This window comes from Oxalicibacterium sp., assembly GCF_057353965.1.
The window spans coordinates 73,992-100,000 of sequence record NZ_JBMQZD010000001.1; the positions used below are offsets into that span (position 1 = coordinate 73,992).

The 26,009-nt window shown below is 60.6% G+C and carries 23 protein-coding genes; 6 read left to right on the top strand and 17 right to left on the bottom strand.

Features of this window, described 5'->3' with window-relative positions; genetic code table 11:
• Genes ACO1VH_RS00390 through ACO1VH_RS00420 form a run of 7 tightly spaced genes read right to left on the bottom strand, consistent with a single transcriptional unit; the run spans position 1 to position 4,898 of the window.
• Positions 1-693, bottom strand: a complete 693-nt coding sequence (locus ACO1VH_RS00390) for a CIS tube protein (protein ID WP_486241516.1) — start codon at positions 691-693, stop codon at positions 1-3.
• Positions 693-866 (bottom strand): DUF5908 family protein, encoded by a 174-nt coding sequence (locus tag ACO1VH_RS00395; RefSeq protein WP_188418923.1) that lies wholly within the window; start codon positions 864-866, stop codon positions 693-695. The genes ACO1VH_RS00390 and ACO1VH_RS00395 overlap by 1 nt, the downstream gene beginning before the upstream one ends.
• Before the next feature lie 10 nt (positions 867-876).
• On the bottom strand, positions 877-1,353 hold the full coding sequence (locus tag ACO1VH_RS00400; RefSeq protein ID WP_486241518.1) for a phage tail protein: 477 nt from the start codon (positions 1,351-1,353) through the stop codon (positions 877-879).
• A gap of 24 nt (positions 1,354-1,377) precedes the next feature.
• Positions 1,378-1,836 (bottom strand): phage tail protein, encoded by a 459-nt coding sequence (locus ACO1VH_RS00405; RefSeq protein WP_486241521.1) that lies wholly within the window; start codon positions 1,834-1,836, stop codon positions 1,378-1,380.
• Between the two features lie 45 nt (positions 1,837-1,881).
• Complete coding sequence (locus ACO1VH_RS00410; RefSeq protein ID WP_486241523.1) at positions 1,882-3,450, bottom strand: phage tail sheath family protein; 1,569 nt, start codon at positions 3,448-3,450, stop codon at positions 1,882-1,884.
• 24 nt (positions 3,451-3,474) lie between these two features.
• Positions 3,475-4,311, bottom strand: a complete 837-nt coding sequence (locus tag ACO1VH_RS00415) for a hypothetical protein (RefSeq protein WP_486241525.1) — start codon at positions 4,309-4,311, stop codon at positions 3,475-3,477.
• A 14-nt stretch (positions 4,312-4,325) separates the two neighbouring features.
• Complete coding sequence (locus tag ACO1VH_RS00420; RefSeq protein WP_486241527.1) at positions 4,326-4,898, bottom strand: Pvc16 family protein; 573 nt, start codon at positions 4,896-4,898, stop codon at positions 4,326-4,328.
• A gap of 353 nt (positions 4,899-5,251) precedes the next feature.
• Between ACO1VH_RS00420 and ACO1VH_RS00425 the strand changes: the two genes are divergently transcribed.
• Entirely contained in the window at positions 5,252-6,013 is a 762-nt protein-coding gene (locus ACO1VH_RS00425) for a helix-turn-helix transcriptional regulator (protein WP_486241529.1), read from the top strand.
• 29 nt (positions 6,014-6,042) lie between these two features.
• Here the strand turns inward: ACO1VH_RS00425 and ACO1VH_RS00430 are convergent, their stop codons facing one another.
• The 8 genes from ACO1VH_RS00430 to ACO1VH_RS00465 all read right to left on the bottom strand — a co-directional run bounded on the left by ACO1VH_RS00430 (position 6,043) and on the right by ACO1VH_RS00465 (position 17,031).
• Positions 6,043-6,399 (bottom strand): DUF3325 domain-containing protein, encoded by a 357-nt coding sequence (locus ACO1VH_RS00430; protein WP_486241531.1) that lies wholly within the window; start codon positions 6,397-6,399, stop codon positions 6,043-6,045.
• Positions 6,396-8,006: a PepSY-associated TM helix domain-containing protein gene (locus ACO1VH_RS00435; RefSeq protein WP_486241533.1), complete on the bottom strand. Its 1,611-nt coding sequence runs from the start codon at positions 8,004-8,006 to the stop codon at positions 6,396-6,398. The genes ACO1VH_RS00430 and ACO1VH_RS00435 overlap by 4 nt, the downstream gene beginning before the upstream one ends.
• Entirely contained in the window at positions 8,003-8,287 is a 285-nt protein-coding gene (locus ACO1VH_RS00440) for a DUF3649 domain-containing protein (RefSeq protein WP_486241535.1), read from the bottom strand. The genes ACO1VH_RS00435 and ACO1VH_RS00440 overlap by 4 nt, the downstream gene beginning before the upstream one ends.
• 248 nt (positions 8,288-8,535) lie before the next feature.
• Positions 8,536-11,751, bottom strand: a complete 3,216-nt coding sequence (locus tag ACO1VH_RS00445; RefSeq protein WP_486241537.1) for an efflux RND transporter permease subunit — start codon at positions 11,749-11,751, stop codon at positions 8,536-8,538.
• A gap of 11 nt (positions 11,752-11,762) precedes the next feature.
• Positions 11,763-12,965, bottom strand: coding sequence for an efflux RND transporter periplasmic adaptor subunit (locus ACO1VH_RS00450; RefSeq protein WP_486241539.1), 1,203 nt, complete (start codon positions 12,963-12,965; stop codon positions 11,763-11,765).
• Between the two features lie 13 nt (positions 12,966-12,978).
• On the bottom strand, positions 12,979-14,337 hold the full coding sequence (locus tag ACO1VH_RS00455; protein ID WP_486241541.1) for a TolC family protein: 1,359 nt from the start codon (positions 14,335-14,337) through the stop codon (positions 12,979-12,981).
• A gap of 97 nt (positions 14,338-14,434) precedes the next feature.
• A complete protein-coding gene (locus ACO1VH_RS00460) occupies positions 14,435-14,782 on the bottom strand; it encodes a DUF2946 family protein (protein ID WP_486241543.1) in 348 nt (115 codons plus the stop codon).
• 29 nt (positions 14,783-14,811) lie between these two features.
• Positions 14,812-17,031: a heavy metal translocating P-type ATPase gene (locus ACO1VH_RS00465; protein ID WP_486241545.1), complete on the bottom strand. Its 2,220-nt coding sequence runs from the start codon at positions 17,029-17,031 to the stop codon at positions 14,812-14,814.
• 137 nt (positions 17,032-17,168) lie between these two features.
• On the opposite strand from ACO1VH_RS00465, the gene cadR reads away from it, so the two are divergent.
• Together cadR and def are read left to right on the top strand one after the other, a co-directional pair.
• Positions 17,169-17,624 carry a Cd(II)/Pb(II)-responsive transcriptional regulator gene (gene cadR, locus ACO1VH_RS00470; protein ID WP_486241547.1) on the top strand — a complete coding sequence of 152 codons (456 nt, stop codon included), beginning with the start codon at positions 17,169-17,171 and terminating at the stop codon, positions 17,622-17,624.
• Between the two features lie 130 nt (positions 17,625-17,754).
• Entirely contained in the window at positions 17,755-18,273 is a 519-nt protein-coding gene (gene def / locus ACO1VH_RS00475) for a peptide deformylase (RefSeq protein WP_486241549.1), read from the top strand.
• 118 nt (positions 18,274-18,391) lie between these two features.
• On the opposite strand, the gene ACO1VH_RS00480 is transcribed toward def, so the two are convergent.
• The gene (locus ACO1VH_RS00480; RefSeq protein WP_486241551.1) at positions 18,392-18,724 is read right to left on the bottom strand and encodes a hypothetical protein; all 333 of its coding nucleotides are present in this window, start codon (positions 18,722-18,724) and stop codon (positions 18,392-18,394) included.
• Positions 18,725-18,963: 239 nt separating this feature from the next.
• On the opposite strand from ACO1VH_RS00480, the gene ACO1VH_RS00485 reads away from it, so the two are divergent.
• Complete coding sequence (locus tag ACO1VH_RS00485) at positions 18,964-20,523, top strand: diguanylate cyclase (protein ID WP_486241553.1); 1,560 nt, start codon at positions 18,964-18,966, stop codon at positions 20,521-20,523.
• A gap of 173 nt (positions 20,524-20,696) precedes the next feature.
• On the opposite strand, the gene ACO1VH_RS00490 is transcribed toward ACO1VH_RS00485, so the two are convergent.
• Positions 20,697-23,066, bottom strand: coding sequence for a penicillin-binding protein 1A (locus tag ACO1VH_RS00490; RefSeq protein WP_486242795.1), 2,370 nt, complete (start codon positions 23,064-23,066; stop codon positions 20,697-20,699).
• A gap of 610 nt (positions 23,067-23,676) precedes the next feature.
• Between ACO1VH_RS00490 and ACO1VH_RS00495 the strand changes: the two genes are divergently transcribed.
• The gene (locus tag ACO1VH_RS00495) at positions 23,677-24,948 is read left to right on the top strand and encodes a dicarboxylate/amino acid:cation symporter (RefSeq protein WP_486241555.1); all 1,272 of its coding nucleotides are present in this window, start codon (positions 23,677-23,679) and stop codon (positions 24,946-24,948) included.
• 136 nt (positions 24,949-25,084) lie between these two features.
• On the top strand, positions 25,085-26,008 hold the full coding sequence (locus tag ACO1VH_RS00500) for an ABC transporter ATP-binding protein (protein WP_486241557.1): 924 nt from the start codon (positions 25,085-25,087) through the stop codon (positions 26,006-26,008).
• Position 26,009: the final 1 nt, after the last annotated feature.

Consider the following 26,009-nt stretch of genomic DNA (forward strand, 5'->3'; position numbering starts at 1 on the left):
TTACGCCAGCGGCGGGAAGCGCAGCACCGTTCCCGGACGCAGGTCGCGGAAATTGCTGATGCCGTTGATGCGCGCCACCTGCGGGTAGTAGCCGCTGTCCTTGTAGATGCGATAGCACAGCAGCGGCAGCGTGTCGCCGGCCTTCACCTCGACCAGATGCGTCAGGTCCGGCGAAGACGGATTGGCCTTCAGCATCGCTTCCTGTTCGCTCATCCAGCCGACGAAGGTGATCTGCACCTTGGCGCGCAACGGTGCGCCGCTTGGCTTGAACAATGTGTAGTCGACGCTGATCGATTCGGCACGGCAGAAGAAGATCAGGCTGCCCCATAGCAGGCGCACATAGTTCGGCTCGTGGCTCTTGCCGACGTACTTGTAGATGACGGTCATCAGGTTGTCGACCATCGTCTTGACGTCGCTCAGGCCGATCAGCGAGACGACGCCGGTGCCGTCGAGAATGATGTCCTGCAGCGTCACCTTTTCCGGGCACATGCCGTTGAAGCGCGGCGTGGCGCCGGCCTGTCCGATCGTCTTTTTCTTGTTGTACTCGATCGCGCGCTGGTGCTTGTAGCTGGACGGATTGATCAATACCTCGAATGCCGTCTGCGAATTGTCGACTGCGATATTGCCGGCCTCGTCCACCGTGCAGGCGGAAATGGTCAGTTTCTTCTTCAGCCCCAGGCTCAATCCCGCCATCAGCGCTCTCCTCGCTGCGCGAGGATGTCCAGCACCAGCTCGCGGCATTGCGCGAGGATGTCTTCGTGCATTTCCGCGCGCTGCTCGTCGGAATCGCCGCCGCCCTCGCCGCCGGTGGCGCAGCGCTGCACGACGTTGGACTTGATCAGCAGTTGCCGGATTTCGATGGACATGGCGACAGATTCAAATAAGCCGGTTGGAATAGGTGTAGCTCAACGCGATCTTCTCGATCGCGATTTCATTCTTGGTCGAGCCGAAGCCTTCCACTTCCCACTTGACGGGAAAGGCGTTGGCGAAGGTCCATGCCCTGATGGGAATCTGGTTTTCGTCCATCAGATAGACCGCGATCGGCATCGGCACGATGGGCACGGCGAAATCCATTTCGAACACGGAACGGCACCAGATCACCAGCGGCGATGTGGCCGACGCGATGCCGCGCTTCAGTTCCAGCAGCGGATGCTTGACGGCTTTTGGCAGCTGCAGCTGATAGCGGTTCTCGCCGCCTTCGGTGACGGTTTCGGTTTCCAGTTCCGATGTGATGCCCGACACTTCCTGGAAGGAGGTGTCGGACATTCCCATCGTGGCGGAAAACACCACCTTGAAATAGAAGGCGGACGGCGGATAGCCGCCCTTCCCGACCAGCGCGTTGGCGTCCGGCATGGCGTTCTACTCCGGAAAACGGCATCAGCCGTTGGCGATGGTCAGGCCTTCGTGGACGACCTCGATGGTTTCGATCGCGACTTCGTTGCCTTCCGCCTTCAGGTCGGTGCCGGTGATCTTGGTCGGCCACGCGTTCGCCAGCGTCCACACCATCGTCGGTGCACCGGTTTCGTCGAGCAGGCTGATCGTGACCGGCACGCGCTTGATCGTGTTCATCTTGATCTGGTTGAACCAGTCCCAGAACTTGTTGTCGCCCTTGAAGACGCCCTTCTTCATCGTGACGTTGCCGACCTTCTTCAGGCCCGGCATCTTGATGACCGAGAATTCCGGGCTGTCGCCGTGGCGATACTTGATCTCTTCGGACTGGATATCCAGCCCGGTCACTTCCTGGAAGGACATGACCTGCGAGTCCCACTTCACCTGGAAGTAGAACTTCGGCATCGGCCATACACTGGTGGATTGTTTCGAACCGTCGTCTGCCATTACTTACCTCTGTCTGAATAGTTTTGATCGAATGGAATAAGCGGATCAGGACTTCTGCATCTGCTGCTGGAAGGTGATCTCGATGAATTCGGCCGGACGGCTGATGGCGACCAGCACGGTCACGCGCAGCATGCCTTCGAGGATGTCTTCCGGCGTCATCGTCTCGCCGAGGCCGACGAACACGGCGAACGCATCGTCCGGGCTGGCACCGGCCAGGCCGCCGCGCTTCCAGATGCCGGTCAGGAAGTTGCGGATCATGCCCTTGATCGTGACCCAGGTATTGGCCACGTTCGGCTCGAACACATAGGCTTTCGATGCCAGCTTGATCGACTCTTCCAGCATGATCATCGTGCGACGCACGTTGATGTAGCGCCAGTCGAGGCTGTTGCCGTCCAGCGTGCGTGCGCCCCAGACCAGCGTGCCTTCGCCGATGAAGGTGCGGATCGCGTTGATCGACTTGCCGGCGGTCGTCACGTTCAGGTCTTCCTGCTCGGCGTGCGTGATGTTGACGGTCGGCGACGTCACCGAATTCAGGCTGACGTTGGCCGGCGCCTTCCACACGCCGCGCTGATTGTCGGTCGCCGTGTAGACGCCGGCCATGGCGGCGGCCGGCGGCAGCAGGTTCAGGCGGCGCTTGATGACGTCGAGAATGACGTTGAACACCGGGCTGATCGCGACCAGCGTCTTGTTCAGGAAGATTTTCTTCGTCGCGACGGCATCCGGCGTCAGCGATGTGTCCTTGTCCCAGGCATTGCCGATATCCGCGATCGCGTTGAAGGCGGCCACGCGTTTCGGGTCCTTCTTGTCGTCGTCGGTCAGCGCATCGGCGAACTGCAGTTCGGTCTTCAGCAGCGCCTGCAGGTCCGGCAGGTTCGTGATGTTTTCGTAGCCGAGCGAACGTTCCTGCACGATGGTCGTGTTGACCCACGGATAGTAGGCAGCGCCAAAGTCGAGGTTGTTGATGCCCAGCGCATCGCGGAATTCGTTGATGCAGTCGCCGGACGGATCGGTGCGTTCCTTGTAGCCGTCGTGGATGTCGAGGATCGCAAAACGGTTGCGCATCGTCTCGCCGCAATGGCGCAGCATCGCCTGTTGCACCGACGTGCAGTTGTCCTTGTCGAGCAGCATGGCTTCCGGGATCACGACCATCGTCGGTTCCTGCTCCTTTTTCAGCAGGTCGACGCCGGCAGTCAGCTTGTCCGCATCGATGTCGTCCGCGTAGCTGCCGACGGAAACGATGTAGCACGGTCCGCCGCCGTTCTGGAAGAACAGCATCATGCTGTAGTACAGCAGGTATTTGCCGGTATCCTGCGTCAGCATGTACGGCTTGACTTCCTTCGGATTGGAGTTCGGCGTGACGAGATCGAAATCCTTGTCGCTCTTGTCGCTCTTTGGCGCGATCGTGAACTGCGCGTGCGGCGCGTAGCCGTAATAGCTGTGGAACTCGGCCATGGACGAGATGCGCCACGGCTTGTTCAACAGCGAGGTCCCCTTGTTGTCCGCCATCTCGGTATAGCCGACGAAAGCCGGCACCGCGGTCGCGACCTCGACCACGGAATTCGGGAATGCGTTCTTTTCAACGATGTAGACGCCAGGCGTCTTGTATTGCCCCATACAACCTCCTCAAGTTTGAACTGACTAGCCGATATACATTTCCGAAACCAGTGCTGCCTTGCCATCGATCGTTTCCATCCCGATGCGTTTGACCGATGCATTGGGCAGGCGCTTGATGACGACTTTTTCACCGAAGGTGCCGCGTTCCTTCAATTGAAACCGCTGGGTGTGACGCTCCTGCATCGGAATCGCCGCACCGGAACGGAATACGTGCGACGACCGCCCGCGCAGGCGTTCGCGGCCGGTCAGCGCGAAGTTTTCCCTGCCGTCCAGATCGACGATCGCCAGTTCGCGCGATGACATTTCCGCATCCACGTAGTACTTCCAGTAGCTGCTGCGCGAGGCGAAGCGCAGGATATAGTCGGAGACGCCGCGCAGTTCATCCTCACCGATAGCCAAGGTGACGATGAAGGCGGGCCGTGCCAGCAAGGCCGAACGGGCGACGATGTCCGCCAGTTCAGGCGAAGTCACATCCTGCAGATCGCAGTCGCCCACATATTCCGCCGCATGCAGGCGGGCGCAGCCATCTTCGTCACGCAAGGCGCGGCGGCTATCGAAGACAAGCACTTGCGATGTGCCGAAAAATGGCGCGGCCGTGTACTGGATAAAATGAGAATCGGTGCTGCAGGCCACGAAAGGAAGAACGATGTCTGCCGCACTATCGTCGCTGCGCAATTCCTGCAACTTGTCTTCGTCGCAAAAAACGCCAAGGCCATCGTCCGTACCGCGAATCAGCAGGCCGGCATTGCTGGCGATGCGCGACGTCTGCCCGGTAGGAATGAAATCGAGATGGCGGCAAATGCCATCGGCAAAGAAATCGTGTTTGACAACGAGTCGGAACAGCGGCACATAATTCCCCATGTCGTGCTCCTTGCCTACTCGTGATGCGCCACAATGCGCGGCTCACGCATCAGCGCTACCTGACCGACGGCTGTGCCGCTGTCGATCGTGATCATGCGTACCTTGTAGAACACCGACGGCAGGTATTTTCCGCTCAACAGACCCCAGACGTTGTTGAGATCCTGGACCTTCAGGTTTTCCAGATCGAGGATCAGGCGTTCGATACGCGGATCGAGGTCAGGCGTTGACTGTTGATCGAACACCGGCTGCCGCTGGAAGAAAGTGATGGCGCTGGAAATCAGCTTCAGCGCTTCGGGATAGCTGGTGCCGTTGAAATTGGCGGCGACCATCACGTAGAGATTGAGGAACAGCGGCTGTGCGCCGACGGCGATGCGCCCGCTGCCGCTCAGATTGGATTGATGCTGCGGCACCGTATCTTTTTCGATGTTCGCCAGCAGCATGACTAGCTTATTGCTGACGTTGGGAGCGACGCTGCCGTTCGGCTCGACGATGTTGGAGACAACGACGATATCCTCGGCCAAGCTGTATTCGCGTTTGAGCGACTGGTTCAGCTGACTGGCGAGATGGGTAAGCGCTGCCTTGATCATGCGCCTCCCGTCGGCGATGGGCAGGCAGACGGACAGCGATGCGTGCGCTTTTCTGTCGCCAACCGAGCCGTATCTCTTGCCGTCATGAAAGTTCCCCTGCCGAAACAGGTGAAGTTATACGGGCTCGTACTGTAGGACGTCACCTGTCAAAAATGACAGGTGCTCTCTCCTGCTTTCTGGGATAAAAAGTCGGTTTGCCCGAGGGGCAATTCCCATGAATATGGGATGTATATGATCTGACAACCTTACGATAATCGACGCAGAAAATTTCCCGTCGGAACGTCCAGGTTCTTTAAAATGATTGCAAATTCCACGGGAAACGACCGGTTTTCGGCATACCAACAGGACTGATCATGGCACGCAATGATTCCGGTGCTCGTCTGTCCGATGTCGAGATCGCCGAAATTTCCAAGGCCAAGCGCTGGGCCGACCTCACCCGCTCGCTCAAGCGCGTGCTACCGCGCTTCGGCTATTGCCGATTCATGCAATTCATTCTCTTCACGCAAGCCGACGGCAAGATCCTCAATCACGCGCACGGCACGCTGGAACGTTCATTTGATGTTTTTTTCCGGGAAAGTTCCGCAAGTCGTCGCGATCCGAATTCCATTCATGCAAACTGTACCAATGTGCCTATCGACTGGACGATCGAGCAGATGTGCATCAAGGGAAACAGCCGCCTCTACGATGAACTGTTGAACGCGGGCATTCATGGCGGCATCAGCATCTGCAGCCGCAGTTCGCAGGCAGTCAGCCGTATCGATTTCTATCGCGAGAAACCTGCAACTGCGTCGATGGCTGAACAAGCGGATTTATTGATGATGGCGTCCTATACGCATCAGTCGGCGGAACATTTGCTGCGTCAGCAAACGTGCGGCAAGAGCATCGTCGACAAAACACGCTCCGCTTCCACGCTATCGGAACGCGAAGTCGAGTGCCTGGGCTGGAGCGCCAACGGCAAGACAAGTGCAGAAATCGGCATGATCCTCGGCATCTCGCAGCGCACCGTCTATTTCCACCTGCGCAGCGTGTCGTCCAAGCTCGGCGTCTACGGCACGCGCCATGCGATCAGCAAGGCGGTGATGATGGGCATCGTCGCACCGCGCCATAACGCCTGATCCGCGACGCCTTTCAGGTATTAGGGAAATTATGCAAGCAACCAACCGGCGCCCAGCAGCAGCGAGGCAACCGCCGCGACCTTACCGCCGGTGACGACGCGGTGCGGTGCATAACTGAGCAGCAGCACCAATATCAGCGCTGCAGCTGTCAGCGTGCCGAGACACAGTACAGGGCCGATGGTCCAGCCTTCCAGCACCACGCAGATGGCGAAAGCCGCCAGCAGAGCCAGCGTTCCCATTGCGCGAAACAAGCGGCGCGCAGCCATGCTCGGTTCCTTGCCGCGGCCGTGGATATCCGAATAGTGGCGATCCATGGCCAGACTGAGTGCAGTCCAGCCGCAACAGGCCAGCATCAAGCCGGTCGCGAATCCGATGAAGGCAGTCATGTCGCCTCCGGCATCAGTTTTTCATCGGCTGCCGGTTTCTTCAGCGGCTTCTTCTGCACATTGGGCTTGCCGCCCTTCAGCCGCCACGCCGCATACGCAAAGCCGCTGCCCAGCAACAGCGCCATCAGGTCGAAGCCGGCCAATACCGCAGGACCGTGCAGCAGCGTCACGCCCAAATGCAGATCGGTGGTGAATGCATTCAGCACCGGCAGCGACATGAACAGGAATCCGCCGAATGCCAGCAGCCATTGCCACATGCGGCGTGTCGGCCGTATATGCGCGCAGGCCAGTGCGACGGCCCAGGCGATGAAGAAGCAGCGCACCTCGATATCGATACGATTTTCCAGTCCGACCGGCAGCAGCCGGTTCGCCCAGAAATAGGCTGCGAAGGCGATCGGCAGACCGGCAATCACACCGATGTTCATGCCTTCCACCAGCCGCAGACCGAAAGTAGGACGCGCGCCGGCGGCGAGCGCTTTCGCCTGCCCCTGCCGTTTCTTCACGGCCCACAGCAAGGCGCCGGTGGCAACCATCGCGCAACCCGCCAGTCCGCACAGGAAGAACAGGAAACGCAGCAGCGGATCCGAGAAATGCGCCATGTGCAGGCCGTACAGCACGCCACGCGTTTCCGCTGCACCGCTGGCCGAGTCGCCATGCGATGCGATCGGCGCGCCGGTGGTGCCGTTGAACTGCATCGACGGACGCAAATAGGACAGATGCTTGTAGTACTGACGCGTGATCGAAACCGTCGCATTGGCGTCGCCCGGGTGATTGATGGTGATCGAGGCGGCAGAACCCTTCCACTGCTGCTCCGCCTGCTCCACGATCGGCGCAATCGGCGCGAGCGCCATCGGACGGCCTGCTGCCGGCCCTCTCTGCGCGGTCGGGAAGACGTCGGCAAAGAATGCCTGCTGGTCGCCCTTGTAAGTTGCGTCTACGCCGCTCGGCATGTACATGAACATCAGCGTGATCAATCCCGTGTAGGTGATCATCAGGTGATACGGCAAGGCCAGCACGCCGACCGCATTATGTGCATCGAGCCATGACCGCTGGCCCTTCTTCGGACGGAACGTGAAGAAATCCTTGAAGATGCGCTTGTGTGTAATGACGCCGGTGACAATGGCCACCAGCATGAACATCGCGCAGAAGCCGACGATCCAGCGCGCCCAGCGTGCCGGCATGTAATGCAGATCGAAATGCAGGCGATAGAGGAATTCGCCGCCGCGCGTTTCGCGTACCGATGGCATTGCGGCGCCGGTGGCCGGATCGACCAGCATGCTCTGGAAGCGCGCCGGCTTTTCGCCCGGCACGGGTCGTGGAATCCAGCCGATGCGCATCGTCGTCGTGCGGTCGTCCGGCAGCGAAATGAACCAGCGTGTCGCATCCGGCGCCTGCTGCTGCAATGCACGTACGGCATTCTGCGCAGCCTGCACATTGCCGACCGGCGATGCCGTCGCAGCCTGCAGCTCCGGTTTCATCCACAGGGAAATCTCGTCACGATAATAGGACGAAGTGCCGGCGGCGAATACCAGGAACAATATCCAGCACACCAGCAACCCGGACCAGGTGTGCAGCCATGCCATCGACTGGCGGAATCCTTCCTTCATGCTCCGCTCCGCAATGCCAGCAATAACAGGCCCAACATGGCCGCGGGTGCGGCGAGACCGGCCCAGGCGCGCCATGCCGTCTTCGCAGCGAAGACCCAGATCGTCGCGCAGGTATAGACCGTGAACGACAGCATTGTCGCTGTCAGTACGGCATCCGCTTTTGCCAGCGGTAGTACCAGTGCCAGCACGGCGGTGGACAGCGCAGCGACCGCATAGCCGCCGCCAATGGCCGCCGTTGCGCGTGCTGCCACGCCAAGTTTGTAGAGCGATTCTTCTTTCATTGTTCCGTACCGACGGATGAACTGCATTGCCTGCCGCTGCTGCCGTCAAGGGGGAAATTGAGCGACAGCGCCAATAATGAGAATAATTATCGTTTGCATTGTATTGAAAAAGCCTCTATGTGGCAATTCGTGGTTTGCAGTTCGCATGCAATGGCAAGGCAACACGTAAGGCACAGGTAAAAAAAAGCGGCGCCAAACGCGCCGCAAAGATGATCCGATAAAGTTTCTGTTGCAAGGAAAGAAATGCGCTAACCCGGCAAGTCTGCAGGCCCCTGGTTTCCTGAATGCTCGCTCAGCCCCGGGAGATGTCGCGTCGCTGGTAAGGGCGCCCCTTCGTTCATGTAACGATGCGCGAGCCGATATAGCAAGGGCAGCACCAGCAATGTCAGCGCGGTGGACGACAGAATGCCGCCGATGACGACGGTCGCCAGCGGACGCTGCACTTCGGCGCCGGTGCCGGTCGCCAGCGCCATCGGCAGAAAGCCGAGCGACGCGACCAGCGCCGTCATCAGCACCGGCCGCAGACGCGTTGCCGCCCCTTCGCGTATCGCATCGCCGAGCGCGTACCCTTGTTCGCGTAGTGTGCGGATGAACGACAGCATCACCAACCCGTTCAACACCGCGACACCGGACAGCGCAATGAAACCGACCGCCGCCGAAATCGACAGCGGAATACCGCGCAACCATAGTGCCAGCACACCGCCGGTCAGCGCGAACGGAATCCCGCTGAAGACGACCAGCCCGTCGCGCACGTTGCTGAACATTGCGAACAGCAGCATGAAGACCAGCGCCAATACCACCGGCACCACGATCTGCAAGCGTTCGGCGGCCGACTGCAATTGTTCGAACTGCCCGCCCCACGCCAGCCAGTAGCCGGGCGGAATCGGCACGCGGTTTGCAATCGACTGTTGGGCCTGTTCGACGAAGGAGCCGATGTCGCGTCCGTTCACATTGGCGCTGACGACGATGCGGCGCTTGCCGTCCTCGCGGCTGATCTGATTGGGCCCAGGCGCCAACTCCAGCGCCGCCACTTCGGACAGCGGAATGTAGCCGCCCTGCCCGTTGCCGTCGTTCGTGCCGCGCGGCAGCGCCAGCGGCAGTCGGCGCATTGCTTCCAGATCGCCGCGCAGCCGTTCCGGCAGGCGCACGACAATCGGAAAACGGCGGTCGCCGTCGAACAGCGTGCCCGCCTGGCTACCGCCGATGGCGGTCGCCACGGTAGCCTGCACCTCGGCGATGTTCAGGCCGTAACGCGCTGCCTTTTCGCGATCGATGGAAACCGTCAGCATCGGCAGCCCGGTGGTCTGCTCAACTTGGACTTCGGATGCCCCCGCGACCGAACGCAGCACATCCGCAATGCGTTCGGCAGTGCCGTTCAGCACATCCATGTCGTCGCCGAACAGTTTGACGGCGACATCGCTGCGCACGCCGGAGATCAGTTCATTGAAGCGCAACTGGATCGGCTGCGAGAATTCGTAATTGCTGCCCGGCACCGATTCGGCCGTTTCGCGTATCGCTTCGATCAGTTCGTCGCGCGTCTTGCGCGGCTTCGGCCATTGATCTTCCGGCTTCAGCATGATGTAGGCGTCCGAAATGTTCGGCGGCATCAGGTCGGATGCAATTTCTGCGGTACCGGTGCGTGCGAAGACGCGTTCGATTTCCGGATGCTTTTGCATCAGCGCGGTTTCCAGCTGCTTCTGCATCGCCAGCGATTGCGTCAGACTGGTGCCCGGCACACGCAGCGCCTGGACCGACAGATCGCCTTCGTTCAAGCTCGGCACGAATTCGCTGCCCAGACGCGTCGCCAACAAGCCAGCCAGCACAACCAGTACGCCGGCGAACGTCAATACCACTGGCGCATTGCGCATCACACGTCCCAGCACGCGTGCATAGGCGGCACGCAAGCGTGCCATCCATGCATGTTCGCGTTCGACTCCACCGCGCACGAACAGCGCAACCGCAGCCGGTACGAAGGTGATCGACAGGATCATCGCGCCCAGTAGAGCCAGCACGACGGTTGCCGCCATCGGATGGAACATCCGCCCTTCGACTCCGGCCAGCGCGAAGATCGGCAGATAGACCGCCATGATGATCAACTGGCCGAAAATCAACGGACGTCGCGCTTCCTGCGCCGCCGCGAATACTTCGCGGAAGCGCTCGCCGCGCGTCAACTGGCGGCCAGCAAGCGCCTGCGCATGCGCGAGCCGCCGCACGCAATTTTCGACGATGACGACCGCGCCGTCGACGATGATGCCGAAGTCCAGCGCGCCCAGGCTCATCAGGTTGGCGCTGATGCGGTAATGCGCCATGCCGGTCAGCGTGAACAACATGGATAGCGGAATCACCATCGCCGTGATCAGCGCCGCGCGGAAATTGCCGAGGAAGACAAACAGCACCGCAATCACCAGCGCCGCGCCTTCCAGCAGGTTTTTCTTCACGGTGGCGATCGCCTTGTCGACTAGTACCGTGCGGTCGTAGACCGCCACCGCCTTCACGCCGGGCGGCAGACTGCGGTTGATCTCCTTCATACGCGCATCGACGGCGCGCGAGACGGCCCGGCTGTTCTCGCCGATCAGCATGAAGACGGTGCCGAGCACCACTTCGCGGCCGTTCTCGGTTGCCGCGCCGGTGCGCAGTTCACGTCCGTAGCCGACTTCGCCGATGTCGCGCACACGAATCGGCACGCCGCCGACATTGCCGAGAATGACGGAACCGATTTCATCCAGCGAGCGCACTTGCCCAGGCACGCGCACCAGCAGCTGTTCGCCGCGCCGCTCGATGTAGCCGGCGCCGACGTTAGCATTGTTGCGCTGCAGCGCATCGATCACGTCCTGCAGCGTCAGCCCGTACGACGACAGCTTCTCAGGCGATGGCGCCACCTGGTATTCCTTTGCTTCGCCGCCGATGGTATTGATTTCGGTGACGCCTGGCACGGTGCGCAACTGCGGCTTGATGATCCAGTCCTGAATCTCGCGCAGATCGGCCGCCGTGTACGGCGTGCCGTCGACCTTCTTCGCCCCCTTTTCCGTCTCGACCGTCCACAGATAGATTTCACCAAGGCCGCTCGAAATTGGTCCCATCGCCGGCGCAACGTCGGGCGGCAGATCGCTGCGCACCTGCTGCATGCGTTCGCCGACCAGTTGGCGCACGAAATAAATGTCCGTGCCGTCCTCGAAAATCACCGTGACCTGCGAGATGCCGTAACGCGACGTCGAGCGCGTCTGCTCCAGATGCGGCAGGCCGGCCATCGCCGTCTCGATCGGGAACGTGACGCGCTGTTCGGTTTCCAGTGGAGAATAGCCGGGCGCGGCCGTATTGATCTGCACCTGCACGTTGGTAATATCCGGCACCGCGTCGATCGGCAGTTTCTGGTACTGGTAAATGCCAACGGCAGCCATCAGCGCGACCAGGCACAGCACCAGCCAGCGCTGGTCGATTGCAAAACGTATCAGTCGTTCAAACATGACGCCTCCCGTCAGTGGCTGTGCACGGCTTGCGCCTTGCCCAGTTCCGACTTGACGACGAAGCTGCCCGCGGCCGCGTATCGCGTACCGGCCTGCAAGCCTTCCACGATTTCGATGTGATGGCCGTCATCGCGGCCGGTCTTCACCGGCTGTGGCACGAAGCCGTCGGCAGTGCGCACGAAGACGACGCGTCTGCCGTCGATCTCCTGCACGCCGTCCACCGTCACGGCGACCGGCACCTGCGTTTCCTGTGTCGCGATTTCGACGTTGACGTACAAGCCGGGCCGCCAGCCGCCATCAGGATTTGCCAGCGTCACGCGCGCCTGCGCGGTACGGGTCTGCTGCCCCAGCAGCGAACCGACATAGGCAACTTTCCCCTGCGCGAATGAATCGAAGGCGGTCGCGCGCACCGTGACCGTTTCGCCGACGCGGACGATATTCAGATCCTTGGCCGGCACAGCGATCTCGGCCCATACCGTCGCCAGATCGGAGATGGTGAAGACGTTCGCATCCTCGGCCACTGCTTCGCCTGGCGCCAGGTGTTTTTCGACGATGGTGCCGTCGAACGGCGCGCGCAATTCATAGCGGTTATAGGCATTGGACGTATCGCTGTCCACGCCCAGCGCGGAGAGTTTTTGCCGTGCGTTCTGCACCGCGATTTCGGCGCCCTGCAAAGTGGTTTGCGCCTGCAGGTAATCCTGCTCGGCCGATATCTTTTCTTCCCACAGCTGCTTCTCGCGCCGGTAGAGATTGCGGGCCAGTGCCAGCCTCTGCTGGGCCGCCAGCAATTCGCTGCGTTGTTCGGACAACTGCGTACTCGCCAGCACGGCCAGCACCTCGCCTTTCTTCACATGCTGGCCAAGATCGGCTGGCACGCTCTGCACGACAGCCGCGAGGCGCGGTACGACGTGCGCGGTGCGATCCTGGTTGAAACGGATCTCGCCCGGCAGCTTGACGGTATTGCGGATCGTGACAGGCCCCGCTTCCGCCACCACGATGCCGGCAGCCTTGATCTTTGCATCGTCGAAAGCGGCAATCGGCGATTTGCCTTCGCCGGCTTGCACATGCGTTTCTCTTTCGGCATGGTCATGCTCGTCGGCATTCGCGGATGGATTACCGCCGCTCAGCAGAATCAGCAAGCCCAGCAAGATTCCGATGACGAGGATGGCGAGGATGGCAAATGCCTGTTTCTTGTTTTCTGGTTTGATCATCATGATGGGTATCCGGTCATTGGGCAGACGGCTGCGTATTCATTCCGGCAACGGCCGGCTCGCCGATCAGGCGTGTCAGTTCGGCGGCAGCCAGATGCGCGTCGAGCAGCACGCGCAGATAGCGTGAGCGCGCTTCCAGCAGCGTTCTTTGCGCATCGAGCACGTCGAGAAATGCGAACTTGCCGAAGGCGAAGCCCTTGCCCGCGGCGTCATAGGCACTTTGCGCGCCCGGCAGGATGTCGTCGCGCAAGGCTTGCGCCTCGCTGCGCGCGTTTGCCAGTTGCTGCCAAGCTTGCGACAGTTCGCCGTTCAGCCGGACTTCGGCAGCAACCAGCTCATCGCGTGCCTGATCGGCGTGGCGCAGCGCTTGCAGCACATTGCCCTGGTTGCGATCGAAGAAAGGCAGCGGCATCGAAACGCCGATCACGGCCTGATTCAATCCCATCTCCTCGTCGCGCTTGACGCCGACGCTGAGCGTGACGTCCGGCGTACGGCGACTCGTCTCGACGCGCGCCACGGCTTCGCGGCGTGCAACTTCCTGTCGCGCCTGTTCCAGCGTCGGCGATTGCTGCAATTGCAAGGCCAGCGTTTTCTGCGCCGGCAGTTCCGGCAGGTGCATCAGGGTGCCTTCCGCGCGATCGAAACGCGCAAGCCTGCTGCCCCAGGTCGCGGCCAGTTGACGCCGTGCGATCAGCAATGCGCTGTCGGCCCGTTCCAGTTCCAGACGAACATTGGCTTCCGCCACGCGCGCACGCGTTTCCTCGACCGGCGAAACGCGGCCAGCCTTCACGCGTTTTGCGACGGAGTCCGCCACGCGCTGCGCCAGCATGGCCGATTCTGCCGCCAGCTTCTGCTGCTCCTGGGCTGCCAGCAGCGTATAGAAGGCGGCGGTTACCGTCGCGCGTGTTGCCGCACTGGTGGCGTGCACTCCCGCATTGGCCGCGGCACGCGCACGATCAGCCGCAGCCACGCGTGCCGCGCGTTTGCCGCCAAGTTCGATCGGCTGATTCACGAGCAACGTGGTGGTGCGCATGTCGCGGCGCGTATCTTCCACCAGCAGCGATACATCGGGATTGGGCAGTACATCGGCCTGCATGTAGGCGCCGTCGGCCGCGGCGCGTTCATGGCGGGAAGCGGACAGCGTGGCGTTGTGCGCCATCGCCAGCGACTGCGCCTGCGACAGAGTCAGCAAGCCGGTCGGTTCGGTTTGCGGTTCAGCCGATATTTCAGCCGATAATTCAGCCGACGTATTGCGCTGCACATCGTGCTGGATTGCGGACTGTGCTTCGGGTGGCACATCGATGGATCGAAAGGACTGCGCCGGCGCAGTCAGCGGCAGACATGCCGCAGCCAGCAGCAGGAAAAACCTGGTCATCGCATTCTCCTGGAAAACAAGGGAACTGCCCGCTATTCAAGGCGGGCCGGAGTGCGACGGAACGGCTGGGAAAAAGAAAGGAAGACGTTCCGTCGTATCAGGCGACGAAACGATCCGGCTCTCTCGGGCCGTCGGGGATGTGGGAAGTAAAGGAAACGACAGGCGGTTCGGCATGGATCGAACCGGGAGGAATCGACGGCGTCGCCGCCATTACAGGCATGGAAGCCGGACTTAGCGCGTGACAGTAGGCACAATCCTGATGCAACTGCGACAGCTTGCCGGCGTGGCCGGACGATTCGTTCGCATTCTGCTGCTGATGCTGATGCACGTGATGGCCGAAATGCTGGACCGCCCCCTGCTCGTGCTGGCAATACACGGCCGCCGCGCCCCAGGCGAACTGGAACGGCACGGCAACCAGCAACAGAATGAGAAGCAGTTTTTTCACGGAATGGATCATAACACCGGAATGCCGGTTCAATTGGCGCGCATCGGCCGCAGCAGGCGCAGGCCGTTGAAGACGACGATCAGGCTCGCGCCCATATCGGCAAACACCGCCATCCACAGCGTTGCCTCGCCGGCCAGCGCGAGCGCAAGAAATACCAGCTTGATGCCAAGCGCAATCGTGATGTTCTGCACGAGAATTGCATGCGCGCGCCGGCTCAGGCGGATGAAGGCCGGCAGCTTGCCGAGTTCGTCATCCATCAGCGCAACATCCGCCGTTTCCAGCGCCGTATCGGTGCCGGCCGCACCCATCGCAAAGCCGATGTCGGCCTTCGCCAGTGCCGGTGCATCATTGATGCCGTCGCCGACCATGCCGACGTAACCGTGCCGTGCCGCTAATTCGGTGATCGCAACCAGCTTGTCTTCCGGCAGTAGATTGCCGCGCGCATCGGCAATGCCGACCTGCGCCGCGATTGCCTGTGCAGTATGCGGATTGTCGCCGGTCAGCATGGTCACGGCCACGCCCAGTTTCTGCAACTCTGCAATCGCCGCGGCACCGTGTTCGCGCACGGTGTCGGCCACGGCAACAATCAGAAGCGGCTTGTCGCCTGCTAGGACGATGGCCGTCTTGCCGCCGCGCTCCAGCGCATCGAGCCGCGCTTCCAGATCGGCGTTGCAAAAACCGAGTTCGTGCATCAATCGGTGATTGCCGAGATGATAGATGCGGCCATTTACGCCGCCCTTCACGCCACGCCCAGCCAATGCTTCGAAATCGCTCACATCGCGCAGCGCGCCATCCCTCCAATGCACGACAACGGCATGCGATACCGGATGGTCGGAACGATGCGCAAGGCTGGCCGCCAGTTGCAGCAAGGTTTGTTCATCACCGGCATTTCCGTCCAGCGCAATCACGTCCGTCACCACGGGTTTGCCCGACGTGATCGTGCCAGTCTTGTCCAGCGCCAGCGCCTTCAGCTTGCGCCCCTGCTCCAGATAGACGCCGCCCTTGATCAGGATGCCGCGCCGCGCAGCGGCGGCGAGACCGCTGACGATGGTGACCGGCGTCGAGATCACCAGCGCACACGGACAGGCGATCACCAGCAGCACCAGTGCGCGGTACAGCCACGGCTGGAACGGCTGCGACATCAGCAGCGGCGGCAGGATCGCGACCAGCAACGCCAGCACCACGACGACCGGAATGTAATAGCGCGCGAACTGGTCGACGAAACGCTGCGTCGGCGCGCGCTCACCCTGCACCTGCTGCACGCTGCGCACGATGCGTGACAGTGTGGATTCGGCCTGTACGGCCGTCACGCGATAGTCGAAAGAGCCGTGTTCGTTAATGGTGCCGGCAAAGACGGCATCGCCCGCGCGCTTCTCGACCGGCATGCTCTCACCGGTGATCGGCGCCTGGTTCACCGTGCTGCTGCCATCGACGATGACGCCGTCCAGCGGTACGCGCTCGCCCGGCTTCATGCGCACGATCGCATCAATGGCGACATCTGCCGCCGCAATCTGCTGCCATGCACCATCGACCTGTACGGTGGCGGTATCCGGCGTCATCGCCATCAGGCCCTTGATCGCATTGCGCGCGCGGTCCAGCGACAAGGCCTCGATCATTTCCGCAGCAGCGAACAGGAAGATCACGACTGCCGCTTCCGGCCACTGGCCGATCGCGACTGCGCCGATGACAGCCAGCGACATCAGGAAATTCATGTTCAGCGACAGATGTCGCAACGCGATCCAACCCTTCTTCAGCGTATCCAGGCCGCCGGTCAGGATGGCGATCAATGCCAATGCGATCACCGGCCATGAGGTTTCATCGCCGCTGGTCCATGCGACGACTTCGGAAGCGATGGCCGTCACGCCCGAAATGCCCATCAGCACCCAGGTACGCGCCGGAATCCGGTAATCGCCGGACAGGTCGTGATGATCGTGTTCATCCGCGCGCGTCATGTCCAGCGAATCGGATTTGACGACTGGATCGAGGCCGAGCTTCTGCAGCCCTGTCACGATGCCGTCGACCGAATTCAGGTTGTGCCACACCGTCAATTCGCGCTGCATCAGGTTGAATTGCAGGCCGAGAATGCCCGATGCATTCTGGAAGCGATCGCGGATTAGCTTCTCCTCGGTCGGGCAATCCATTTTGCGGATCACCAGTACGGCCTTCGCGGCATCGGCCGGCGGCGCAGGTATGGCGGTTTGCGGCAGAGCGCCGCTTCCGCAGGGTTTATCCGAATGGCAACAGCTCATTTCTTCTCCTTGCCGGTCGATTTGACATCGTTCGTGCAATTAGAGACTCTGTAGCCACTATAGAGTCAAGCGTCGATCATGCAATGACGCATTCGATGAAGAATACCCATGACGCCCCCTTGCCCGCAGGTAATCACATGACACAGGATTTGATGAAAATCGGCGAACTCGCCAGCCGCACCGGCTCTTCAGTCGAAACGGTCCGGTACTACGAACAGCAGAAGCTGTTGCCGCAACCGCCGCGTTCGGCCGGCAACTATCGACTGTACGGCGACATGCACGTCAAGCGCCTGCAGTTCATCCGCCATTGCCGTTCGCTGGATATGACGCTGGATGAAATCCGCGCGCTGCTGGATTTCCGCGACCGGCCGCAGCAGGATTGCGCCGGCGTCAATACGCTGCTGGACAGACACATCGGCCATGTCGCGCACCGCATCGAAGAACTGAAAGTGCTGCAAACACAACTGGAAGAATTGCGCAGCCGCTGCCATGGCGTACAGTCGACCGAGGATTGCGGCATCCTGCAGGGGCTGGAAGACGTCGATGCCGTCGAGCCGAAGAATCTCGGCTCGCATGCCGGCGGCTGCCATTAACGTCCGGAGTTCTGCGCAATCAGCCGTATCAACTTCTATCGTGAAGACGCCTGCTTTCCATCCGTTGCAGCTGCTGGCATGATGCACGCGCAATCGATACAGCTATTCATATGATCAAAGGAATTTTTCGATGACCCGGCTTGCCGTGCTGCGCTATCCGGACGAACGCCTGCATGCAGTGGCCGCGCCGGTACAGGATGTGAACGACGCCATTCGCACGCTGGCAACCGACATGGCGCAGACCATGTACGCCGGCGGCGGCATCGGTCTGGCAGCGACGCAGGTCGACGTGCCTGTGCGCGTGATCGTGGTCGACGTGTCGGAAAGAAAAAACCAGCTGCTGACGCTGATCAATCCGGAAATCGTCAAGGCCGGCGGCAGCCTGGCTTATGAGGAAGGCTGCCTGTCCGTTCCGGGTGTCTACGAAAAAGTGAAACGTGCCGCATGGCTGCGCGTGCGTGCATTGGGGCTGGATGGAAAGCCGTTCGAATTATCCGCCGACGGCTGGCTGGCGATCTGCATCCAGCATGAAATCGATCATCTGGACGGCATGGTCTTCGTCGAGCGTCTGTCGCGCTCGCAGCAGATGCGCATCCTGAAGGATCTGGCAGCGCCCCGTTCGCCCCGCAGAGCAAGACAGGCACGCTGATTATCTTCCTGACTTCGGGGTTTCCAACTTCAGTTTTCGAGTTCTGCTTCGCACTTGATCGTCCGGACCTGGCCTCCGAAGTTCAACATCCGAAGTCCGCCGCCGAATAAGGTTCGATTCAAGTTGCGGCAAGTTGCGCCGTTACCGGGTGCATGACGCCGGTAGCCGGATGACGCAGCTTGCTGATACGGCCGGCAAGCACTTCGTCCAGCTGCGCCTTCGTCAATCCGTGTTTTTGCAGGAAACCATCGTCGATCTCGATTTCCGCGATCACCAGTCCGCGCGGTTCCGCGATTTCCACACGACTCACCTTGCCGAACAAGTCGATCTGAAGTCCGGTCGCGGGACTGCGGATATCGATCAGCCGTGGTTCGATGGCATTGGCGAACTGGCGCGCATCGAGCGCCCGCAGAGCGGGAAAACAGCCGGAGATTTCGATCAGAGTCTTCATGTTTCAGCAGGACAAATGAAACGCCGGGAATTACATGCTCTAAATGCATACCGGCGTGGCCTCGTATTATCGCCATCCGACGCTGCTTGGCAAGCCGCAGAAAGATGAAAGTGCAACAAGGTTTTTTCGCAACTTTTAACAATCCATAACATTCCCATCGGACAAATGACGGTAACTTGTCGCAATTCCTTGCGATAGAATCGCCGGTTGTCCAGAACAGGCCGGATTCCCATTACCTCATGTCCAAGCGTGTGCCGTCCATCCGCTCCAAGCTCGTACTGCTCGTTACGGCATGCGTGCTGCCGGCATCGCTGATGGCGGTCGTGCTGATCGGGCACGATTACCAGCGCACGCGCGAACTGCTGCTGTCGAACCTGCTGGGCACGGCGCGCGCGATGGTGTCGGTCGTCGATCGCGACATGACGAGCATCGAATCGTCGCTGATCGCGCTGGGCACCTCGCCCTATCTTGCATCGAAAAATTACCGCGCCTTGTATCGGCAGGCGCAAAGCGTGTTGAAAATCCAGTCCGAACAGGGCGACATCAACATTGCGCTGCTCGACCGCAGCGGCAAGCAGTACATCAACACGCGCCGCCCGTTCGACGCGCCGCTACCGTCGCGCAGCCGCTTCAAGGGTATCGAGGCGGTATTCGATACCGGCCAGCCCGTCATTTCCGATCTGTTCGTGGGCGAAGTCACCCAAAGACCGTTGCTGGTGATCGGCGTGCCGATTTCATTGCAAGGCAATGGCAAGGTCGATTACAGCCTGAACGCAGGCATTTTCCCCGAACGTTTCGAGAAGCTGCTGCATCAGCAGAAGCTGCCGGAAGGCTGGATTGCCGCCATCTTCGACGGCAACGGCAACATCATCGCGCGCACCCGCGACATGCAGCAATACGTCGGCAAGCCCGGCACGCCAGAAATGATTCGACGCATGGCCGCAGCCAGCGAAGACACCTTCATCAGCACCACGTACGACGGCGTACAGGTGCATACGGTATTCAGCCGTTCGTCGCTGTCCAACTGGTCGCTGGCGATCGGCATTCCGACGCAAAGCATTACCGACGAACTGCACAATACGCTGTTCTGGCTGAGCTTCGCCACGATCGCGCTGCTCGCCAGCAGCCTCACGGCCGCCTGGCTGATCGGCGGCCGCATCGCCGAATCGATTCGCGGGCTGACCGGTCCAGCGCTGGCGCTCGGCTCAGGCGACGTCGTCAGCGTGCCACCGCTGCATTTGCGGGAAGCAGATGAAGTCGGCAGATCGCTGGTCAAGGTATCGGAAATGCTGCATCGCGCGCAGCATCAGGCAAATCACGATGCGCTGACGGGACTGGCGAACCGCGCCCTCTTCAACGAGATCGTCAGCCAGCAGCTGCTGCTGTGCGAGCGCAACAACACGGCGCTGGCGATCTTATATATCGATCTGGACGGCTTCAAGGCAGTCAACGACCGCCACGGCCACGAAACCGGCGACAAGCTGCTGTGCAATGTCGCTGCGCGCCTCAAGGGCGGCAGCCGCAGCTCCGACGTGGTGGCGCGCCTGGGCGGCGACGAATTCGCCATCGTGATGGTCGGCGCGACGATGGAGGATGGCGTGCTGGTCGGCGAAAAGCTGGTCGACAGCATTTCCGCTCCCTATCTGATCAACGGACTGGAACTGCACGTCTCGGCCAGCATCGGCGTCGCTGCCTATCCAGATTCCGGCGTCACCAGCGATGCATTGCTGCACCATGCCGACGGCGCGATGTACAAGGCCAAGGGAATGGGACGGCGGCAGGTGGCGACGGCGAGCTGATCCGTTTCTTCATCTCCTTCCGCTTCTGCCGTTTCTATTGCTGCGTTTTTATCGCTGTGCTTCTATTGTTGCAGTTCTATCGCTACTTTTTCGGCGCACGAATGGAAGCATGAGTAGAAAATTCAGGCACCAATAAAAAAGGCGGATCTATCCGCCTTTTTTATTTGCCAATCCTAGCCCCTGTACAAATCCTCGGGCGGATCGTTCGGTCCCGGCACCGGTGCCGTGTTCGGCGGAGCATTGCCCGGCGTCGGCGATGGCGACGGCGAGAACAAGCGCTCCCAGAAACTCTTCTGTTCCTCGACATCCAGCGCATGCACGGCATTGTCGCTACCTACGTACTCGGTGTAAGTCCAGTCGCCGTCAGCCTGCGTCACGCCCGGCGGCACGATGGGGGCGAATTCCTGCATGCCGCGCAAGGCGACACGCATGTAATCGCTCCAGATCGGCAGCGCCAGCGTCGCGCCGAATTCCCTGCTGCCCAGCGTGCGCGGCTTGTCGAATCCCATCCAGGCGACGGCGACGATGTTGCGGCCATAGCCGGCGAACCAGCCATCCAGAGAATCGTTGGTAGTACCGGTCTTGCCGGCCAGATCGCTGCGTCCCACGCGCTGGCTCGCGGCGTAGCCGGTGCCGGAACGCACGACGTCACGCAGCATGGAATCCATGATGAAGGCATTGCGCGGCGACAGCGCGCGCGCCGTCTCGTCGCCCGCCTGCGGATGATTGGCCTCCTGCAGCACGTTGCCGCGCGCATCGACGACCTTCTGGATCAGGTATGGCGACAGTCTGAAGCCTCCGTTGGCGAATACCGCATAGGCGCCGGCCATCTGCAGCGGCGTCACCGAGCCGGTGCCCAGCGTCAAGGTCAGGTTGGCCGGCTGACGTTCCGGATCGAAGCCGAAGCGCGCCAGATGATCCTTCGCATAAGGCGGCGTGATCTTGCGCAGCACGCGGATCGCGACCATGTTCTTCGATTTCTTCAGGCCGGTACGCATCGGGATGGGACCGTCGTACTGATCGTCGTCGTTGCCCGGATTCCAGGTCTTGCCGTTTTCCTGCGGCATTTCACCCGGCGCGAACTGCGCATCGTAGACCAGCGTGCTCGGCGAGAAGCCGCGCTCCAGCGCCGCCGAATAGATGAACGGCTTGATCGTTGAACCCGGCTGCCGCCACGCCTGCGTGACGTGGTCGAACTGGTTCATCGCAAAATCGAAGCCGCCGACCATCGCGCGGATCGAGCCGTCCTGGCCGTTGATCGAAACCAGTGCCGCTTCCACTTCCGGCAATTGCGAGATGGCCCATGTCTGCTTGCCACGCACCGTGCTCTGCACGACGCGGATTACCGAGCCTGGCTTGATCTTCTTCTGCTCGGAGGCCTTGGAAGACAGGCCGGACGCGGCAAAACGCAGGCCGCTGCCGTTGATTTCCACCGTCTCGCCGGACAGCAATACCGCGCGCACCAGTTTCGGCGTCGCATCCAGCACGACGGCAGCTTGCAGATCGTCGCTGTCCGGGTGCTTGAGCAAGGTATCCTCGATTTCATCCTGACGATCCTCGGCATCCTTCGGCAGCACGATGTGCGCTTCCGGGCCGCGATAGCCGTGGCGGCGATCGTAGTCCAGCACGCCGCGGCGCACTGCCGCGTACGCTGCATCCTGATCGGCCTTGGTCAGCGTCGTGTAGACGGAGAAGCCGTTGGTGTAGGTTTCATCCTTGTATTGCGCATACATGTATTGGCGCACCGATTCGGCCGCGTATTCGGCATGCGTCTTCAGGCGGTTGCCGTCTTCCAGCACGTGCAGCTTCTCGGCGGCGGCTTCCTTGTATTGCGCATCGTTGATGAAGCCCAGCTCATGCATGCGCTTCAGGATGTATTGCTGGCGTTCGGTGGCGCGTTTCGGATTGACCACCGGATTCGCCGTGGCCGGCGCCTTCGGCAAGCCTGCCAGCATTGCCGATTCGGCGATCGTCAGATCCTTGATCGATTTACCGAAATAGATGCGCGCGGCACTGCCGAAACCGTAGGCGCGCTGCCCCAGATAGATCTGGTTCATGTACAGCTCGAGAATCTGGTCCTTCGTCAGGTTGTTCTCGATCTGGTAGGACAGCAGCACTTCCTGCAGCTTGCGGGTATAGGTTTTCTTGCGCGTCAGCAGGAAGGTGCGCGCAACCTGCATCGTGATCGTCGACGCGCCCTGCGAACGACTGCGGACCAGGTTCGCCAATCCTGCGCGCACGATGCCGAGGAAATCGACGCCGCCGTGTTCGTAGAAATTATTGTCCTCGATCGCGATGATCGCGTGCTTCAGGCTGTCCGGCACATCGGCGATCGGCACGAAGTCGCGGCGCTCTTCGCCGTACTCGCCGATCAGCACATTGTCGGCCGTGTAGACGCGCAACGGAATCTTGGGACGGTAATCGGTCAGCGCGTCGATCGGCGGCAGATTCGGAACGATGAACAGCGCAGTAAAGAGAATGCCGAGAATGATCGTGGCGATCAGGCCGATTCCGCCGACAACGGCAGCCTGGCGCAACTTGATATCGGTCGGGCGTTCCGACCATGCAACGATGGCCGAGGAAATAGTCGAGAAAAACCGCAATGCGAACCCCTGTTAGATCTGGTGTGCGCCGCAACTTTAACAGGCATTGCACGATCGGGTTGCAACGAATTGTTATCTTGCAAAAATTACACGAAGGACAGGAAACGCACGACGGAACGATTTGCCGGTGCGGAAATCATTTGATGAACGTCACCCGATGATGGCTGTCGAGGGCGCGGTCAATGTTGACGACCTCGCCTGTCACGCTACTTCATGGCAGGCCGATGTTCACGAAAAACAAAGAAATCCTTCACCGATTCTTTACGCAATCATCCAGCATGAACGAAGCTGCCGAATCGCCCTGGATCATTTGCTTTTCTTGTTTTTCGCATCGCCGATACGCCGCGCGACAGTGAACAACGCGCTCATTTCAATATGGTTGACACGCAGCGATCGCAATCGTGATCGCTGTGGCATTTCGCGCACGATCTCAAATTTTTCATCCGGATAGTACTGACATCTTCATCGACGCAGGCTTATCGTTAGCCCTCGTTTTTCAATACGGCGATGGACTCGCCGCTCGCATCCTGCGAGTCTGACAGGAGATGAAATGAGAAAACCTTTTTACCGGATTCTGTATGTGCAGGTCTTGATCGCAGTTGCCATCGGCATCCTGCTCGGCCATTACTATCCGTCGCTGGGCGTGGACATGAAGCCGCTGGGCGACGGCTTCATCAAGCTGATCCGCCTGCTGATCGGCCCGATCATCTTCTGCACCGTCGTCATCGGCATTGCCGGCATGGCGGATCTGCGCAAGGTCGGCCGCGTCGGCGGCAAGGCATTGATCTATTTCGAGGTGATGTCGACGCTGGCGCTGATCATCGGCCTGTTCGCCGCGCATCTGCTGCAGCCGGGCCACGGCTTCAACATCGATCCGGCTACGCTCGATACGAAGAGCATCGTCAACTATGCAGCGCAGGCGAAGGAACAGAGCGTTTCCGAATTCCTGCTACACATCATTCCGCACACCATCACCGATGCCTTTGCCAAGGGCGACATCCTGCAGATCCTGTTCTCTGCGCTGCTGTTCGGCAGCGCGCTGTCGATGCTGCACGGCAAGGGTGAGATGGTCACCGATTTCATCGGCCAGATTTCCAAGGTGTTCTTCCGCATGGTGCACATCGTCACCAAGGTCGCGCCGATCGGTGCGTTCGGCGCGATGGCCTTCACCATCGGCAAGTACGGACTGGCATCGCTGCTGCCGCTGCTGAAACTGATCGGCTGCTTCTACCTGACGGCAATCATCTTCGTCTCGGTGGCGCTCGGCATCGTTGCATGGCTGACCGGTTTCAACATCTTCCGCTTCATTGCTTACATCAAGGAAGAACTCGTGATCGTGCTGGGCACGAGTTCTTCCGAAGCCGCATTGCCGCAACTGATGGAAAAGATGGAGCGCCTCGGTTGTTCGCGCTCCGTCGTCGGCCTGGTGATTCCGACCGGCTATTCGTTCAACCTCGACGGCACCAACATCTACATGACGATGGCCGTGATCTTCATCGCGCAAGCGCTGAACATCGACCTGACCTGGCAGCAGCAGGCCATCATCCTCGGCGTGGCAATGCTGACGTCGAAAGGCGCCAGCGGCGTCACCGGCGCCGGCTTCATCACGCTGGCGGCAACGCTGGCCGTGGTGCCGTCGCTGCCGGTGGCCGGCATGGTGATCATCCTCGGCATCGACCGCTTCATGAGCGAATGCCGCGCGCTGACCAACATCGTCGGCAACGGCGTCGCCTGCGTGGTTGTTTCCGCATGGGAAGGCGAACTGGATCGCGCCAAGCTGAACCGCGTCATGTCCGGCGAAGAGGAAGAAGCTCTCGCCTGAACGACTGCAGGCAAATGCGAAGGGACGCTCGTGCGTCCCTTTTTTATTGGGCCTTTATCATCGCCGCTCGGCAAGGAATGGCCAGTCGCAATACAATCGGGCATTTCCCATACGACATCACCTCAAGGAGAACGGCTTGCAGCCGATCATTTCCGTCAGGAATCTCACCAAGCAATACGACTCCGGCTTCCAGGCGCTGAAAGGCGTGAACCTGGAAATCAACCGCGGCGAGATCTTCGCCCTGCTCGGCCCCAACGGCGCGGGCAAGACCACGCTGATCAGCATCATCTGCGGCATCGTCAATCCGAGCAGCGGCAATGTGCTGGCCGATGGCCATGACGTCGTCGCCGAATATCGCGCCGCGCGTTCGCGCATCGGCCTGGTGCCGCAGGAACTGTCGACCGATGCATTCGAAACGGTATGGGCGACCGTCAATTTCAGTCGCGGCGTGTTCGGCAAGCCGACCGATCATGCGCATGTCGAAAAGGTCTTGCGCGCGCTGTCGCTGTGGGACAAGAAGGATTCCAAGATCTTCGCTCTGTCCGGCGGCATGAAACGACGCGTGATGATCGCCAAGGCACTGGCGCACGAACCGAAGATTCTCTTTCTCGACGAGCCGACCGCCGGCGTCGACGTCGAATTGCGGCGCGAGATGTGGGACATGGTGCGCAACCTGCGCGAAAGCGGCGTCACCATCATCCTCACCACGCACTACATCGAGGAAGCCGAGGAAATGGCAGACCGCATCGGCGTGATCCGCAAGGGCGAGATCATCCTCGTCGAAGACAAGCACGCGCTGATGAGCAAGCTCGGCAAGAAGCAGCTGCGTTTGCATCTGCAGCGACCGCTGCAGGCAATTCCGGAAGACTTGGCCGTGTGGCGGCTGGAGCTGTCGGCGGATGGGCAAGAACTGATCTACACCTTCGACGCCCAGGCCGAACAGCAGACCGGCATCGCCGAACTGCTGCGCAAGCTGGACGAGCACGGCATCGACTTCAAAGACCTGCAATCGAGCCAGAGCTCGCTGGAGGAAATCTTCGTCAATCTGGTGAAGGCCTGAA

What these genes read in the sequence shown, in the direction of transcription:
- def (WP_486241549.1), top strand. Translation starts at nt 17,755, where the DNA reads ATGACCCGGCTTGCCGTGCTGCGCTATCCGGACGAACGCCTGCATGCA.
- ACO1VH_RS00425 (WP_486241529.1), top strand. Translation starts at nt 5,252, where the DNA reads ATGGCACGCAATGATTCCGGTGCTCGTCTGTCCGATGTCGAGATCGCC.
- ACO1VH_RS00400 (WP_486241518.1), bottom strand. Translation starts at nt 1,353, where the DNA reads ATGCCGGACGCCAACGCGCTGGTCGGGAAGGGCGGCTATCCGCCGTCC.
- ACO1VH_RS00410 (WP_486241523.1), bottom strand. Translation starts at nt 3,450, where the DNA reads ATGGGGCAATACAAGACGCCTGGCGTCTACATCGTTGAAAAGAACGCA.
- ACO1VH_RS00395 (WP_188418923.1), bottom strand. Translation starts at nt 866, where the DNA reads ATGTCCATCGAAATCCGGCAACTGCTGATCAAGTCCAACGTCGTGCAG.
- ACO1VH_RS00495 (WP_486241555.1), top strand. Translation starts at nt 23,677, where the DNA reads ATGAGAAAACCTTTTTACCGGATTCTGTATGTGCAGGTCTTGATCGCA.
- ACO1VH_RS00455 (WP_486241541.1), bottom strand. Translation starts at nt 14,337, where the DNA reads ATGACCAGGTTTTTCCTGCTGCTGGCTGCGGCATGTCTGCCGCTGACT.
- ACO1VH_RS00415 (WP_486241525.1), bottom strand. Translation starts at nt 4,311, where the DNA reads ATGGGGAATTATGTGCCGCTGTTCCGACTCGTTGTCAAACACGATTTC.
- ACO1VH_RS00465 (WP_486241545.1), bottom strand. Translation starts at nt 17,031, where the DNA reads ATGAGCTGTTGCCATTCGGATAAACCCTGCGGAAGCGGCGCTCTGCCG.
- ACO1VH_RS00440 (WP_486241535.1), bottom strand. Translation starts at nt 8,287, where the DNA reads ATGAAAGAAGAATCGCTCTACAAACTTGGCGTGGCAGCACGCGCAACG.
- ACO1VH_RS00480 (WP_486241551.1), bottom strand. Translation starts at nt 18,724, where the DNA reads ATGAAGACTCTGATCGAAATCTCCGGCTGTTTTCCCGCTCTGCGGGCG.
- ACO1VH_RS00485 (WP_486241553.1), top strand. Translation starts at nt 18,964, where the DNA reads ATGTCCAAGCGTGTGCCGTCCATCCGCTCCAAGCTCGTACTGCTCGTT.
- ACO1VH_RS00435 (WP_486241533.1), bottom strand. Translation starts at nt 8,006, where the DNA reads ATGAAGGAAGGATTCCGCCAGTCGATGGCATGGCTGCACACCTGGTCC.
- cadR (WP_486241547.1), top strand. Translation starts at nt 17,169, where the DNA reads ATGACACAGGATTTGATGAAAATCGGCGAACTCGCCAGCCGCACCGGC.
- ACO1VH_RS00450 (WP_486241539.1), bottom strand. Translation starts at nt 12,965, where the DNA reads ATGATGATCAAACCAGAAAACAAGAAACAGGCATTTGCCATCCTCGCC.
- ACO1VH_RS00390 (WP_486241516.1), bottom strand. Translation starts at nt 693, where the DNA reads ATGGCGGGATTGAGCCTGGGGCTGAAGAAGAAACTGACCATTTCCGCC.
- ACO1VH_RS00445 (WP_486241537.1), bottom strand. Translation starts at nt 11,751, where the DNA reads ATGTTTGAACGACTGATACGTTTTGCAATCGACCAGCGCTGGCTGGTG.
- ACO1VH_RS00405 (WP_486241521.1), bottom strand. Translation starts at nt 1,836, where the DNA reads ATGGCAGACGACGGTTCGAAACAATCCACCAGTGTATGGCCGATGCCG.
- ACO1VH_RS00420 (WP_486241527.1), bottom strand. Translation starts at nt 4,898, where the DNA reads ATGATCAAGGCAGCGCTTACCCATCTCGCCAGTCAGCTGAACCAGTCG.
- ACO1VH_RS00430 (WP_486241531.1), bottom strand. Translation starts at nt 6,399, where the DNA reads ATGACTGCCTTCATCGGATTCGCGACCGGCTTGATGCTGGCCTGTTGC.